General features: G+C 64.7%; 14 protein-coding genes. 11 read left to right on the top strand and 3 right to left on the bottom strand.

Annotated elements, in window-relative coordinates; translation table 11 throughout:
- From groL to B2994_RS04730, 3 genes are all read right to left on the bottom strand, one after another.
- Window positions 1-1610: chaperonin GroEL (groL, locus tag B2994_RS04720; protein ID WP_291527221.1), on the bottom strand; the 1610-nt coding region annotated here is incomplete at its 3' end.
- Between the two features lie 249 nt (window positions 1611-1859).
- Window positions 1860-2066 carry a cold-shock protein gene (locus B2994_RS04725; protein ID WP_291527222.1) on the bottom strand — a complete coding sequence of 69 codons (207 nt, stop codon included), beginning with the start codon at window positions 2064-2066 and terminating at the stop codon, window positions 1860-1862.
- Window positions 2067-2226: 160 nt separating this feature from the next.
- A complete protein-coding gene (locus B2994_RS04730) occupies window positions 2227-2901 on the bottom strand; it encodes a LytR C-terminal domain-containing protein (RefSeq protein WP_291527223.1) in 675 nt (224 codons plus the stop codon).
- A 118-nt stretch (window positions 2902-3019) separates the two neighbouring features.
- Between B2994_RS04730 and B2994_RS04735 the strand changes: the two genes are divergently transcribed.
- The 11 genes from B2994_RS04735 to B2994_RS04785 all read left to right on the top strand — a co-directional run bounded on the left by B2994_RS04735 (window position 3020) and on the right by B2994_RS04785 (window position 15037).
- Complete coding sequence (locus B2994_RS04735; protein WP_291527224.1) at window positions 3020-3715, top strand: uracil-DNA glycosylase; 696 nt, start codon at window positions 3020-3022, stop codon at window positions 3713-3715.
- Between the two features lie 111 nt (window positions 3716-3826).
- Window positions 3827-4927, top strand: a complete 1101-nt coding sequence (locus B2994_RS04740; protein ID WP_291527225.1) for an AAA family ATPase — start codon at window positions 3827-3829, stop codon at window positions 4925-4927.
- The gene (locus B2994_RS04745; RefSeq protein ID WP_291527226.1) at window positions 4924-5895 is read left to right on the top strand and encodes a DUF58 domain-containing protein; all 972 of its coding nucleotides are present in this window, start codon (window positions 4924-4926) and stop codon (window positions 5893-5895) included. The genes B2994_RS04740 and B2994_RS04745 overlap by 4 nt, the downstream gene beginning before the upstream one ends.
- A gap of 11 nt (window positions 5896-5906) precedes the next feature.
- Window positions 5907-6443 (top strand): hypothetical protein, encoded by a 537-nt coding sequence (locus tag B2994_RS04750; RefSeq protein WP_291527227.1) that lies wholly within the window; start codon window positions 5907-5909, stop codon window positions 6441-6443.
- The gene (locus B2994_RS04755) at window positions 6440-7534 is read left to right on the top strand and encodes a VWA domain-containing protein (RefSeq protein ID WP_414630641.1); all 1095 of its coding nucleotides are present in this window, start codon (window positions 6440-6442) and stop codon (window positions 7532-7534) included. Before B2994_RS04750 ends, B2994_RS04755 begins: the two co-directional genes overlap by 4 nt.
- On the top strand, window positions 7531-8556 hold the full coding sequence (locus B2994_RS04760; protein WP_291527228.1) for a vWA domain-containing protein: 1026 nt from the start codon (window positions 7531-7533) through the stop codon (window positions 8554-8556). The genes B2994_RS04755 and B2994_RS04760 overlap by 4 nt, the downstream gene beginning before the upstream one ends.
- On the top strand, window positions 8553-9182 hold the full coding sequence (locus tag B2994_RS04765) for a DUF6466 family protein (protein WP_291527229.1): 630 nt from the start codon (window positions 8553-8555) through the stop codon (window positions 9180-9182). The genes B2994_RS04760 and B2994_RS04765 overlap by 4 nt, the downstream gene beginning before the upstream one ends.
- Window positions 9183-9270: 88 nt before the next feature.
- Window positions 9271-9525, top strand: a complete 255-nt coding sequence (locus B2994_RS04770) for a hypothetical protein (protein WP_291527230.1) — start codon at window positions 9271-9273, stop codon at window positions 9523-9525.
- Between the two features lie 3 nt (window positions 9526-9528).
- On the top strand, window positions 9529-11094 hold the full coding sequence (locus B2994_RS04775) for an esterase/lipase family protein (protein ID WP_291527231.1): 1566 nt from the start codon (window positions 9529-9531) through the stop codon (window positions 11092-11094).
- Between the two features lie 70 nt (window positions 11095-11164).
- Window positions 11165-12601: an adenylosuccinate lyase gene (gene purB / locus B2994_RS04780; protein WP_291527232.1), complete on the top strand. Its 1437-nt coding sequence runs from the start codon at window positions 11165-11167 to the stop codon at window positions 12599-12601.
- A gap of 96 nt (window positions 12602-12697) precedes the next feature.
- Window positions 12698-15037, top strand: a complete 2340-nt coding sequence (locus B2994_RS04785; RefSeq protein WP_291527233.1) for a lysylphosphatidylglycerol synthase transmembrane domain-containing protein — start codon at window positions 12698-12700, stop codon at window positions 15035-15037.
- Window positions 15038-15124: the final 87 nt, after the last annotated feature.

The raw sequence follows: 15124 nt of genomic DNA on the forward strand, positions 1-15124 counted from the left end.
GCGTTCTGAGCCGGAGCAGCCTGCTTGGGCTCAGGCTTGTTGGCCACCACGGCCTCGGTGGTCAGGAACAGGCCGGCGATGGAGGCGGCGTTCTGCAGAGCGGAACGAGTCACCTTCACCGGGTCGGTGACGCCGGCGGCCAGCAAATCCTCGTATTCGTTGGTGGCGGCGTTGAAGCCCTGGCCATCCGGCAGCTCGCGGACCTTGTTGAAGACCACATCGCCGGACACGCCGGAGTTCTCGGCGATCTGCTTGATCGGGGCCTCGACGGCGCGGAACACGATGGCGGCGCCGGTGGCCTCCTCTCCGGTCAGCGAGGTAACGGCCTCATCGCTCTCGGCCTTCTTGGCGGCCTGCACGAGGGCGACGCCACCGCCCGGCAGCAGACCCTCCTCAATGGCGGCCTTGGCGTTGCGCACGGCGTCCTCGATGCGGTGCTTGCGCTCCTTGGCCTCCACCTCGGTGGCGGCACCAACCTTGATGACGGCGACGCCACCGGCCAGCTTGGCCAGACGCTCCTGCAGCTTCTCACGATCGTAGTCGGAATCGGTGTTCTCGATTTCGGAACGGATCTGGGCCACGCGGGCGTCGATGTCCTCCTTGGAGCCGGCGCCCTGCACGATGGTGGTCTCGTCCTTGGAGACGATGACCTTCTTGGCGTGGCCGAGCACGGACACGTCGACGGAGTCGAGCTTGAGGCCCAGCTCGTCGGACACCACCTGGGCGCCGGTGAGGATGGCCATATCCTGCAGCATGGCCTTGCGGCGGTCGCCGAAGCCGGGAGCCTTGACGGCGCAGGACTTGAAGGTGCCACGGATGTTGTTGAGGATCAGGGTCGGCAGGGCCTCGCCGTCAACATCCTCGGCGATGATCAGCAGCGGCTTGCCGGTCTTCATGACGAGCTCGGCGATGTGCACCACATCCTGCTGGCTGGAAACCTTGCCGGAGGTCAGAAGGATGTAAGGATCCTCGAGCACGGCGGTCTGGTCGTCGGCGTTGGTGACGAAGTACGGGGCGATGTAGCCCTTGTCGAAACGCATGCCCTCGGTGAAATCGAGGTCCAGGCCGAAGCGGTTGTTGTCCTCAACGGTCACGACGCCGTCCTGGCCGACCTTGTCCAGAGCCTCTGCGATCTTCTCGCCAACCTCGGGATCGGCTGCGGAGATCGTGGCGGTCGCGGCGATCTGATCCTTGGTCTCGACGTCCTTGGCGGCCGCGACGAGCTCCTTGACGATCGCGTCGGCGGCCTTCTCAATGCCACGGCGCAGGGCGATCGGGTTGGAGCCGGCAACCACGTTCTTCAGACCCTCGTGAACCAGAGACTGGGCCAGCACGGTGGCGGTGGTGGTGCCGTCGCCGGCGACGTCGTCGGTCTTCTTGGCGACTTCCTTGACCAGCTCGGCGCCGATGCGCTCGTACGGATCCTCGAGATCGATCTCCTTGGCGATGGAAACACCATCATTGGTGATGGTGGGAGCGCCATAGGTCTTGTCCAGCACCACGTTGCGACCCTTGGGACCCAGCGTGACCTTGACGGTGTTGGCGAGCTTGTCGAGGCCCGCGAGCATTCCCTGACGAGCTTCCTCGTCGTACGCAATGATCTTTGCCATTTTGTGTTCCTCCAACATGGCTTGAGTTAAGGTTTCCACTTCGTGGGGCCGAGGCGACGCCGCACGGCCGTCAGCTGCCGGGCGTTATCACTCTCACCTCTCGAGTGCTAACTCGGACATTAGCACTCCGACGCGCCGAGTGCCAACACCGCCCGGGCGTTTGCGCTTTGGGCAGAGTCCGCAATCGGACCCCACGCATACGGAACCACCCGGGCGACGATTGTCGAAAAAGACTGGATACGGCGCGGTTCAGCCGATTTTCACCGCTTTTGTCGCCTGCATGCCCTTCGGGGTCTTCTCGGCTTCATACTCCACCCTGTCCCCCTCGTTAAGGGTGCGGAATCCCTCGGCCTGAATCACGGAAAAATGGACAAACACGTCATCGCCGCCATCATCCGGGTTGATGAATCCATACCCCTTGCCAGCGCTGAAAAATTTCACAGTGCCCTGTGCCATACGTCACTCCTAATAACCATGAAGACATTCACCGGGACCGCGGGTTCCAACTACCTCCCGCTCCGCATCGGCGCCCCCTATTGTAAATAAGCGCAACAAAGAAACGCCGACGAATAAATCGCCGGCGTCGTTTTCCCCGCATGCTTTACGCCTGCGGACGTCACTTCATCAGCACCACGACGATCGGCGTGCCGATGCCGCCCGACTGGGCCACATTGCCGATGCCCAGTCGGCTGGCCACGTCCTGGGCCGTGGCCTTGTCGGCCTCGTTCTGATACCACACGGTGGACGCGTCGGGCAATGTGCTGCGATTCTGCGGATTCGACGCCGAGGCGTTGGCATAGCCGGCATTGGCCAGCGTCGTCACCTTCTTCGCCGCATATCCGTTCTGGGACGTCCCGTTGATAACGGTGATCTTCGCAGACTTGTTGACGACGGAGCTCGACGACGCCGAAGCGCTGGGCGACGCGGAGGCACTGGACGCCGAGGCACTGGGGGACGCCGAAGCAGAACCGGCCGTCGCGCCCGCGCCGACGCCCGAGGACGCCGCGGATGCGGTGGACGACGAGGACTGCGAAGCGACCGCGGCCGGGGATCCGGCGGACGTGGACGTGGCGGAGGCCACAGCCGACGAATCAGCCTGCCAGGGCATCCTGCCGTCCTCCAGGAAACCCGAGGTCAGCGTCCATACCACCAGACCGCACACGGCGGCCACCAGCACCACGACCGCATACGGCACCATGCGCGACCACAACGACTTCGGACCGCGGTGCACCCCCACGGGCCCCGCTGGCGGATTGTCGAACTCATCAGGCGTATAGCTCTGGCTGTCCATGAAGTCTCCTTCTCGTATATGACTACATGACAGTCTAGCCGTCCCCATCGCGAACCGACTCCTCCGGCATGTGAAGTCGTGTGGGAGCCACATGGATTCATGAATTACAGTGGTTTTCATGATCAAACCCTTGAGCGAGCTCGTCGATCCCGGCTGGGCGGCGGCACTGGCCGACGTCGAACCCAATATTCACCGCATGGGCGATTTTCTGCGCAATGAAATCAAAGAGGGTCGCCCCTATCTGCCGGCAAGCCACAATATCCTGAGAGCGTTCACCATTCCCTTCGATTCCATCAAAGTGCTGATCGTCGGGCAGGACCCCTATCCCACACCCGGCCATCCCGTGGGGCTGAGTTTCTGCGTGGCGCCGGACGTGCGCCCCCTGCCGCGCAGCCTCGTGAACATCTACACCGAGCTGGTCGACGACCTTCACGTCCCCATGCCGTCCAACGGCGACCTGACGCCGTGGACCGAACGCGGCGTGATGCTGCTCAACAGGTGCCTCACCGTCGGCGTGGGCCACCCCAACAGCCATCAGGGCAAGGGGTGGGAGGCCATCACCGAGGAGGCCATTCGCCAGCTCAACGCCCGCGTCGACCCAGCCACCGGACAGCCGAAGCCCCTGGTGGCGATTCTGTGGGGGGCGAAGGCCCGCAGCCTCAAACCGCTGCTCACCAATGCCGCCATCATCGAGTCGCCGCACCCCAGCCCGCTGTCGGCCCGATACGGCTTCTTCGGATCCCACCCGTTCTCACGCGCCAACGAGGCGCTGGCCGCCATGGGCGCCAGCCCCGTGAACTGGCAATTACCCTGACGGCGAAGCCCTCTCGCCAGGCCGCTCCAGCCACGGTCGCCGCCCTGTCCCGACCTGCTCCGAACGCCCGCGATCCAAGGCGAGTCCACGAACCTGCGGTATGGTGGGGGCATGGCCCTATTCACGAACCAACCACGCTTCACGCCGCTCCCGCCGACACCCGGCGCACCGGCACCATCTCCGACCCCGGCCTCCGCTCCGGCCTCCGCGGCGCCGGACAGCCTCACCGGAGACGATGTGGCGAGAGCCCGGCAACTGGCCGACCGGATCCGCTCGCGATTCGCCCACACCCTGATAGGTCAGGACAATCTTCGCGAATCCCTGATCGTCACCATGGTGGCCGGAGGGCACATCCTCATCGAATCGGTCCCCGGCCTGGCGAAAACCACCGCCGCGCAGACGCTGGCCACGTCGGTGTCCGGCACCTTCAAACGCGTGCAGTGCACACCGGATCTGATGCCGTCCGATCTGGTCGGCACCCAGGTGTTCAACTTCGCCTCGCAGAAGTTCTCCACGCAGATCGGACCGATCCACGCCAACTTCGTGCTGCTGGACGAGATCAACCGCTCGAACGCCAAAACCCAGTCGGCGATGCTGGAGGCCATGGCCGAAGGCGCCACGACGATCGGGGGCGAGCGCATCGCGCTGCCGAAGCCGTTTATGGTGATCGCCACGCAGAATCCCATCGAGGAGGAAGGCACATACAACCTGCCGGAAGCGCAGATGGACCGCTTCGCCATGAAGGCGGTGATGACGTATCCGTCGGCCGACGAGGAGGCCCGGATGCTCGCCATGCTCACCCAACGCGGTTCGGACACGCCCGATCTCGCGTCGCTGACGGCCGAACGCATCTCCACGCACGACGTGGAGTTTCTGCGCGCCTGCGCCAAACGCGTTCACGTATCGGACGCGATTATGAAATACGCGGTGGATCTGGTCGCCACCACTCGGGGCGCGGGCTCGCATCCGATGCAGGGCCTGTCGTCGCTGGTGAGGCTGGGCGCCTCGCCGCGTGCGTCCATCGCCCTGGTCCGCATCGGTCAGGCAAACGCGCTGCTCGCCGGACGCGACTACGTAATCCCCGAGGATGTCAAGCAATACGTGCATGAGGTGCTCAGGCACCGCATCCTGCTCACCTTCGAAGCGCTGGCGGACGGCGTCACGTCCGATCAGATCATCGATAACGTCGTCGCAACCGTACCCGTCCCATGATTCCCAACTCACTCACCAGTTCTCATACCGACGATCCGATCCGGCGAAAGATCGAGGCGCTGGGGCACAAGCTCTCCCTGCCGACCGTCTCGCGCGCGCTTGGCGTGCTGGAAGGTGAGCACGCCTCGCGTCGGCGCGGCGGAGGGGACGAGTTCATGGACATCCGTCTGTGGCAGCCGGGCGACGAGGCTCGCCTGATCGACTGGCGCACCAGCGCGAGAAACGGCAGGCCGATGGTGATCGACAAGGAACGGCCCGCCACATCATGCGTGTGGATGCTGATGGACGTCGGCCGCGAAATGACCGGGAGCTGCACCAACGGCGAACGGGCTTGGCAGGTGGCGGCGAACGCGCTGCGTATGTTCGCGACCCTTTCGCTTCGCCGCTCGGACGACATCTCCCTGATACTGGCCGACGCCGCCTCGATCACCCGCATACCCTTCAACGGCGGGTTCGCGCGATTCGAGCATACCTTGGACCAGGCATTGGAGCGACGCTGGGACCAGCCTCGCAACATCGATGCGCTGCTGGACTATGCGCAGCGCATCAGAGACCGCTCCGCGCTTCTGGTGCTCGCCACGGACGAAACCGCGCTACGGGAATCGCACGTACAGGCGATCCGGCTTCTGGCGCAGATGCATCCGCTGGTGGTGGTGGACGTGTCCGTGGCCAATCCCTTCGCGCTCAAAGCCACCGGCGCATCCGTCATCGACGCGCCGGGACGGCGCGGGGTGCCGGCGTTCATGGCGCGTTCCAAGGCGGCCGACGAGGTCGCCACCCATCGCGAATACCTTGCCGCCGCACTGCAGCGGGAACTGGCGCACTGCGGGTCCACGATGATCCGCTCCGACTCCAGCGAAGGCATGTTCGACGCCTTCGTCGCGCTGGTATCCACCACGCTGTCCCGTTCCACGCGCAATCGGCTTCGGGCCGCCCCCGCGCTGACGATGGTCGGTGATGCCCGATGACGTATTCGCCAATGAGACTTGTCTCACAATCCGTTGCGCTTGACGTTTCCTCGCTGCGGACCGCAGGCGCCTTCGGATTCCCCACGCGGTACGTGACGCTGTGCGCCGTTTTCGCCGCAATCGCCGTCGTCGCGATCGCATCGGCCGTGGTGCTGTCGAGGCCACGGCGCGCGCAGCCGCGGACGACGGGCGCCCATTCCAGCCAGAACGAACGCCTGCGGTGGCATCAGCGCATTCAGGATGTGGTGCGACGCAACGAAGCGGGGGAACTGAGCCGGGTCGACGCGTTCAACGCGCTGGCCGAGATCGCCCGCGCCTACGCTTCGGCCACATCCGGGCATGACATGGCCGCCCACACCCTCGCCGATTTCAACGCCATGCCCCGCCCATCCGCCAATCGGGAGGGAGTGGATCTGCTGCGTCAAACCATTGCGGCGCTGTACCCGCCGGAATTCGCCAGCACCGCGTCAAACCGCCAGGCCAAGGACACCACGGTCCGGCAGGCAGCCGAATGGGTGTCGAATCTGGTGGAAAGGTGGCGTCCATGACCATGATCCAATGGCAGTGGCCGTGGGCGATCGCCGCGGCGGTCGCGGGCATCGCGGCCATCGTCGCGCTGACGCTGCTGTGCTCGGCGTGGAGGGACCGGCATGCCAGTCGCGACCGGTCCGGCCACGACGGCACCAGCGTTGAGGTGTGGAGCATGGACGACGATTTCGCCGGCGAGGAGGCGTCGCGCCTGCTGAGACAATGGCGCACCCTGACGCGTCTGGCCGCCATCCTGCTGGCGGCGCTGCTCGCGCTGACCACGCTGCTGATGGGCCGCCCGTCGACCGTGGACGCGCAGACCGAGCACAGCGAGACGCGCGACATCGTGCTGTGTCTGGACGTATCCGGCTCCGCATTGCCGTATGACCGCGAAGTGATCGCCACATATCTTGATCTGGTGCGCAATTTCCAGGGCGAACGCATCGGGCTGAGCATTTTCAACTCCACGTCTCGCACGGTGTTCCCGCTCACCGACGATTACGATCTGGTCACGGATCAGCTCAATCAGGCGAACGACCTGCTCAAGGGAGTGCAGACGCAGGACGACATCAACAATATGAGCGACGCCGACTATCAGAAGGTCTCCGACTGGCTCTCCGGCACGCAGAACCGCAAGCAGGCCACGTCGCTGATCGGCGACGGGCTGGTCAACTGCGCGGCGATGCTGCCCGGATTGGCGGCCGCGGACGGCGATTCGGCGGCCCAATCCACAAACCGCAGCGCATCCATCGTGCTGGCCACCGACAACGTGGTGTCCGGCACGCCCACCTATTCCCTCGAACAGGCGCTCGACGTGGCCGGCAGCGCGAATATCAGCGTCGACGGCCTGTACGCGGGACCCACGCAAAGCATAGGAGACGAGGCGAGCACCGAAATGCAGTCGCTGATCGAATCGCATGGCGGCATGTTCGTCGCCCAGCGCACGCACGAATCGGTCGGCGACCTGGTTCGGCGAATCGAAAGCCGCCGCACCGAACAAACCCAGCGGGGCAAGCGGTCCAGCCTGGTCGACATCGCGACGTGGCCGACGCTGATCCTGGCTCTGGCGTTCGCCGGATACCTCATCATGGCCGGGAGGTTGAGGCGTTGAACGACTTCACCTTCTCCCCCGCTCTTGGATGGGTCGCGGGTCCGGTCCTCGCCTTCCTGCTGACGGCAATGGCCGTGGCATATGCGGTGTGGTTCGTCAGGCATCGCCGCACCATGGACGCCACGGTCGTCGATTGCGCGCGCCGTGTGCTGATAGCCCTGGTGCTGGCCATCATGGTGATGACTCCGGGCACGGCCACCACCACCACCAGCCATGCGGTGAACGCCACCGACGTGTTCGTCGCCGTCGACGTCACCGGATCGATGGCCGTTCAGGACGCCACCTATGGATCGGATCAGCAGATCAGCCGACTGGACGCCGCACGCGCCGCGGTGCATGACGTCACCGCGCTCTACCCCGACGCGAGTTTCGCCGCCGTGAGTTTCGGCGCCACCGGAAACCTTGACGTCCCGCTCACACCCGACGCACAGGCCCTGTCCAACTGGGCGGACACGCTGCGCACGGAACCGACCGGTTCGTCGGCGGGATCGAATCTGGACGCGCCGATAGACCGTCTGCTGCTCAGTCTCAAGGCCGCACGCGAGCGGCATCCGGACGACTCGATCCTCCTGTATCTCATTACGGACGGCGAACAGACCAGCAGTCAGACGCGCCGCACCTATTCGTCGTTGCGCAACTATCTCGACGACGCATTCGTGATCGGCGTCGGATCCGTCGAGGGCGGGCAGGTGCCCCGCTCCTCCGACGCCCCCGCCGGCGCGCAGTCAACCAATGATTGGGTCACCGACCCGTCCACCGGTCAACCGGCCATTTCGAAAATGGACGAGGGAAACCTGACCGCCATCGCCGATGAACTGTCGGGCACCTACGAGCACGCCGACAGTTCCCATACGCTCAAATCCGGCGCATCCTCCAAAACCTCCACAGCATATCGGCTGACGACCACCGCCAAGGAGCGCACCCGCGTGACCCCGCTGATCTGGCCGTTCACGATTGCGTTGACCGTCTTGCTGGCCTGGGAGGCGGGCGCCTGGATCACCACGTCAAGGAGGCTGCTATGAGCCCTTCAGCCGCGCACGAACCGTCAGTCGGCGCGCTTGACCCCGCCGTGAAGGCCTCCGGCGACGACAAGCGGCCTCCACGCGCCTCGCTGGCCACGCGCATAGCGATCGCCGCCATCGCCACCGCCGCACTGCTTGCGGCCGCTTGGTCCGCCATGACGGCGATCACATCGGCGCAGTACGACACCGCGACCGATGCGCTGAACGCGAATCTCGCCACAGCCGCCGGCGACGACGTCGATTTGAGCCAGCTCAGAGCCTCGCAACAGCAGGTCGACGACCAGTTTCGCGGCATCGAGCGGATGACGCGCCTTGTGCCCGCCTCGCTGTCCTCGGCCATTTCGACGAATGCGGACGCGTCTCGCCGACTCAGCGCCATAGTCGACGCCGCCCTGAACCAGCAGCGCGACGGCAGCTCCGGCGGCGGACAGCAGCAGGACCAGTCCTCCGATCAGACGGATCAGCAGAACCAGCAGACAAACCCCGAACTCAGCGACGAACAGCGTCAAAAAGTCCAGGACCTGATCGAGCAGAACCGCCGCCTGGCCGCAACCTCCTCTCCCACCGCCTCCAGCACCGGCACCCCGTCCGCCCCCAGCGAACAATCCAGCGTCAAACCCTGGTGACGATCGGCGGTATGCCGGCGTTCATCCACATTCGACCACATTCGCGCCCCGATTGGCCCCACGCATCCGCCCATGATGCGATGGGAGCATGAACATGACTCTTGACGCCTCCCACTGCCGCTGCCATTCGATGGCGTTGACCACGCGCGAGCTCGTCGAGCGCCTGATACGCCGCAGCGAAGACGCGCTCGACCATTCGCAGACCGCGGCAAGCCACGCCAAAACCGTGATCTGGGACGGTGCGGCCGCGGCATACTACCGCACCACGCTCGATGTCGCCTTCAGCGAGGCGGGACTGCTGCGAGACAACCTCGGCACGCCGCGCCAGCTGGCTTGGAGATGAACCATGGAATGGCAGGTTTCCTCAACGATCCACGGCGGACCGGCGCGGTCCTCCGCGGAGCTTGATTCGTTTCAGCATTTCGCGCTGACGCTTGAGCGCGCCGCGCAGGATCTCGAGTCAACCGCCGCGGCCTGGCGCAATGGGCACGCCGAAATCGACCACCACTCGAGGTGCCTGCCCTGGTGCCCCTCAGCTCGAGGGGTTATGGAACCGGGGCATGAGCGTGTGGCATATCCGAATCTTGAGCTCGCCGCACTCAACCGCGCCCAGCAATTCGAGCGTCTCGCCGACCGGTTCCGAACGACCGGTGACCTTCTGACGCGTGCGCATTCCCTGTATTCCGAAGCCGACGCGACGGCAAGCCGCATCGTCACCGAGCTCATCCAATTGAGCTGCTCGGCGTTTCCGGCGCAGACGTTCGGCATTGCCGGGCTGATCGCCGCCGGAGCCGCGGTGACGGGCAGCGTTGCGGAGGGACGGGTCAACCCGATCCATGCGCTCACCTCCACGGCATGGATGCAGGAGGGGCTTATGAGCGGCCTCGGCGCCATAGTCGGAGGCAAGGGGAGAACGGCTCCGCTGCTCGGCCCGGCCTCGACGAACGAGCTCAACATGGGGGCCGGCACGGTGGCCAAGGTCAGCGCCGAAGTCTACAACCAATTCCAGGGCAATGTGCTCGACGTCGACCGGATTGAACCCAGGCGCGCCTTTCTCGACGCGCCGCGCACCATCGAACAGGCCATGGCCAATCTGGAACGGCTCGGCAAGGAGCGCCTCGGCAAGGGCGAAGGCGGCACAGGGCTCGATTACGGGACCGTGGCCATCCAGCGTTTCGAGCGCGATGACGGCTCCACCAGCTGGCTGGTCACGATTCCCGGCACCGACGGCAAACCGGATTCCCCGTTCGGCTGGCCGCAGAACGTGGAGCTTATGAGCGACGATCCGACCCAGCGCATGAATGCGGACAGCGCCCGCATGGTGGCCGACGCCATGAGGCAGGCCGGGATCGGCGCCAACGAGCCGGTCGCGCTCATCGGGCATTCACAGGGAGGCATCGTGGCGGCGACATTGGCATCCGACCTCAAAGACGACTACAACTTCAGCCATGTGGTGACATGCGGCTCGCCGGTGGCCAACCACCCCATACCGCAGCGCACATGGGTGACCAGCGTGGAAAACGCGGACGAACTGGTCTCGAATCTCGACGGGGCGAGAAACCCCCGTCGTGACACATGGCTCACCGTCCGGGGAACCGTGACCGCCGGAGCGGCCAGTCCGGCCAAGCCCTTCACATCGACCACCGTCACCGGCGCGCATGGCGCCAAAGAGCTCAGCCACGGCATGAACTATCTCACAGCCGCATGGCGCAACGCATCCTCGCTGGGCTCAAGCAGCCTTGAACGCCACGAACGGCATTTCAGCTCATTGGTGGCCGGCGAACTCAAGGAAACCTCCTACTACCGCGGCCGTATGGCTCGCGGAACCACCATCGCGCCGGAGGCCACCGGCACGGCAGTCAAGCCGCATGCCGCGTCAGTCGACTCACCCGGCCCCTCGACCCGCCGCTGAGCGCGACGGCGCCGACAACCCCTCCCCCCAATCGACCCGCCGGTTCACGGCAGGAAGTAGTCTTAAGTCCATGAAGCTCACCGATATTACCCCCGCAATTGCTCTGACTCCACTTGACGGCCGCTATCACAAGGCAACGGCCCCCCTCGTTGAATACCTCAGCGAGCCGGCGCTGAACCGCGAGCGCATGCGTGTCGAGGTCGAATGGATGATCCTGCTGGCCAACGGATTCGAAGGCAACGGCAACCGGCCCATCATCGAAGGCGTCAAGCCCTTCTCCCCCGCCGAGCAGGCCTTCCTGCGCGCCATCCCCGAAGATTTCGGCGCCGAGGGCATCGCCGCCCATGCCGCCCACGAAGCCGTCACCCATCATGATGTGAAGGCCGTCGAATACTACATCGACGATCAGATCGACAAGGCGCCGGCGGAGCTCGCCAACATCAACGACGCGCTCAAAACCCTGGTGCATTTCGCCTGCACCTCGGAGGACATCAACAACCTTTCGATTGCCCGCTGCGTCAAGAACGCGATGGAGCAGGTGTGGACGCCCGCATTCAGGGGCATCGTCGACCATCTGGCGGCCAAGGCCGACGAGTACCGGGACATGCCGCTGCTGTCGCTGACCCACGGCCAGCCCGCCACGCCGACCACACTCGGCAAGGAGCTCGCCGTCTACGTCTACCGCCTCAACCGCCAGCTCAGGCACATCAACGACCAGGAGTACCTTGGCAAGATCAACGGCGCCACCGGCACCTTCGGCGCGCATCTGGCCGCCTGCCCCGATGTCGACTGGATCGCGGTGTCGCGCGAATTCGTCACCAACCGCATGGGCCTGACATGGAACCCGCTGACCACTCAGATCGAAAGCCACGACTGGCAGGCCGAGCTGTACTCCACCATCAGCCACGCCAACCGCATCATGCACAACCTGTGCGTGGACGTGTGGATGTACATCTCACGCGGCGTATTCGCCCAGGTGCCGGTCAAGGGTGCCACCGGCTCGTCCACCATGCCGCACAAGGTCAATCCGATTCGGTTCGAGAACGCCGAAGCGAACTTCGAGCTCAGCTGCTCGCTGCTCGACACGCTGTCCGCCACCCTGGTGGAATCGCGCTGGCAACGCGACCTGACCGATTCGACCACGCAGCGCAACATCGGCTCCGCCCTTGGATACAGCCTGCTCGCATTGACCAACCTCGCCGGCGGCCTCAACTCCATCCATCCCAGCAAGCTGGCCATCGACCACGAGCTCGATACCAACTGGGAGGTGCTCGGCGAGCCCATCCAAACCGCCATGCGCGCCTGCGAGCTCAGGGGACTGCCCGGCATGGACAAGCCGTATGAAAAAGTCAAGGAGCTGATGCGCGGTCACGAGATCAGCAAGGAAGCCGTCGAGCAATTCATCGACCAGCAAAGCTTTGACGACGAAACCGCCGCCAGGCTCAAGGCGCTCACCCCGGCCACCTACACCGGCTTGGCCTCCAAGCTCGTCGACTTCGACCGCTGACATCAGCCACAACGCCCCATGGCAGATATTCCCGCAGCGGTCTCTGACACGCCGCCACGACGCGTCAGAGACTCCTTTGACGCGATACGGATCGTGATGTCCGCACTGCTCATCGCCGTAGTGCTGATCGCCTCGGTATACATGAGAGGCCTGTCAAGCGGCGTGGAACACGACGTGCATCAGGTTTCCAGCCTGGTCGCATGGCTGGGCGACGTCCCCTCGCTGCTGATCACGCAAACGGCCACGCTGGTTATTCTGTGCTCGGTGATCATCCAAATCATCCTCAACCGAGAATGGCTCCAGGTGATCAGCTCGCTACTGGCGCTGATCGTCGGCTACGAGGCGGTATGGATACTGTCCGCGGCGCTGAGCGCATGGGGGTCCCAGGCGCTCATATCGGCCCTTTGGTCTGTCACCAGCGCCGGCCGCGGCGGCCTGTTGCCAGACATGTACGCGGCCGCCGCGGCGTTCCTTACCGCCGCGGGGCCGAAAAAACTCCGTTCCACCGTCCGATGGGGATGGAACCTGCTGTTCGCCGTCGCCATCATATTGGTGGCCTTCTCCACGAACTCCCTTGGCGGCGTGCTGGTGTCGCTTGCGACCGGGCGCATCGTAGGCCTTGTGGCCAAACTCGCCATAGGCGTCCAGAACAAAGGCGCTTGGGGCTCCGCGGTGGTGGACGCACTCACCACCGTCGGACTCGACGTGCGCACCCTGACCCGCCGCGAATCCTCAGACGACGATCCGAACACGCCCGCCGCCGATCTGGCCGATGACCTTACGCAGGCCTCCCGCCTGTACGACGTCGAGGATCACGACGGGCGCACGTACATCGTCTCCGTTCTGGATGCGCAGGCATATGCCTCGGGTTATCTCGCGCAATTGTGGCAATGGATCAAATTCTCCGGAATCTCGGTGCGGCGGGACCGCTCGGTTGCCGATTCCGTCCGCCATCATCAGGCCATGCTGCTCGCATTGCGCAATACGGGCCTGCCGGCCATGCGCCCCTACGCGGTTGCCGAGCAGGGAGAGTCGGCGATGCTGGTATTGGACGCGGCAACCGCACTGAGGCCTCTGGGCGATGCCACGCCCGACGACGCCGATCTCGCCGGATACGTCAGATACATGGACGCAGCACAGCGTCGCGGGCTCGCGCATCATGCCATCACGCCGAAAACCCTGGCATTCGACGGCGACGGCCGGCCGGTTATCGCCGGATGGCAGACCGGCGACGCCGCGAGTTCACAGGCGAACATCGCCATTGACCGCATCCAACTGCTGACGGTGCTGGCGTCCCTCAGCGACGTGCGACGCACCATCGCGGCCGCCCGAACGGTATGGAGCGACGACGAGCTCGCCAAGCTGGTGCCGTTTGTCCAACGGGTCGCCATCCCCTCGGCCACGCGCACCAATCCGCTGTTCACCAACGGCGTGCTCAATGAACTGCGCGACGAGCTGCGCGCCCTTGTGGATGAGGAAGCCACCGCATCCATGCCACAGGTGACGCTGACGCGCTTTTCGCTGCGCTCATTCGTCGCCATCGCCCTGCTCGTGGTGGCACTGCTGGTGATCGTCACACAGCTGAACATGGAACAGGTGATTGAGGCGGTGCGGGGCGCGAATCTGCGCATGGCCGCGCTGAGCTTCGCCTTCGGAATCATGACTTGGATGGGATCCGGCATCACGCTTGGATCATTCATCGACCGGAACAAGCGCAATTACATGGGCCTTGTCATGTCACAGGCGGCTTCCAGCTTCACGGCCGTGTCCATGCCGGCCGGCGTGGGCCCCGCCTTCGTCAACCTCCAGTTCCTGCGGCGCAGCGGCTACACCAATTCCATGGCCACCGCCATCATGAGCGCGGTGCTGGTGCTCCAGTTCCTCGCCACATTCCTGCTGATTGTCCTCATCGGTCTGTTCACCGGCAGCAACACCTTCTCGGGCGTGATTCCCACCAATACGCTGATTATGGTTATTTCCACCGTCGTCATGGCGGCAGGCGTCACGATGGCCATTCCCCCGATCCGCCGCCTGATACGCGCCAGACTGGTTCCGGTGATTGTCACCTACGCCCGGCAGCTCGCCACTCTGATGACACGCCCCCGACAACTGCTGGCGGGCGCTTTGGGGGCGCTCATCCAGACGTTCTCCTTCGGATTGGCGTTCTGGGCGGCGCTCATGGCGTTCGGGTGGCGCTCCAATGTGTTTGAAACCACCTTCGTGTTCCTCCTTGCCAACACGCTCGGCTCGGCGATCCCAACCCCCGGAGGCCTCGGCGCCGTGGAGGCGGCGCTGATGGCGGCGTTCTCCGCGACGGGAGTGCCGTCCGCCGTCGCACTCAGCGCCACACTCGTCTACCGCCTCGTCACCTACTGGCTGCGCATTCCGCTCGGAGCGCTCGCCATGAAGTGGCTGGATCGTCATCATCTCATTTAATCCAATGGGGACAACGCGGCGGAAAACGTGAAAAACGTTGAAAATGCGCCAAAATCGGAGGTTTTGCGCTATCATCGATGATGACCG

The sequence above is a fragment of the Bifidobacterium sp. UBA744 genome (assembly GCA_002298605.1).
Classification (GTDB): Bacteria; Actinomycetota; Actinomycetes; order Actinomycetales; family Bifidobacteriaceae; genus Bifidobacterium.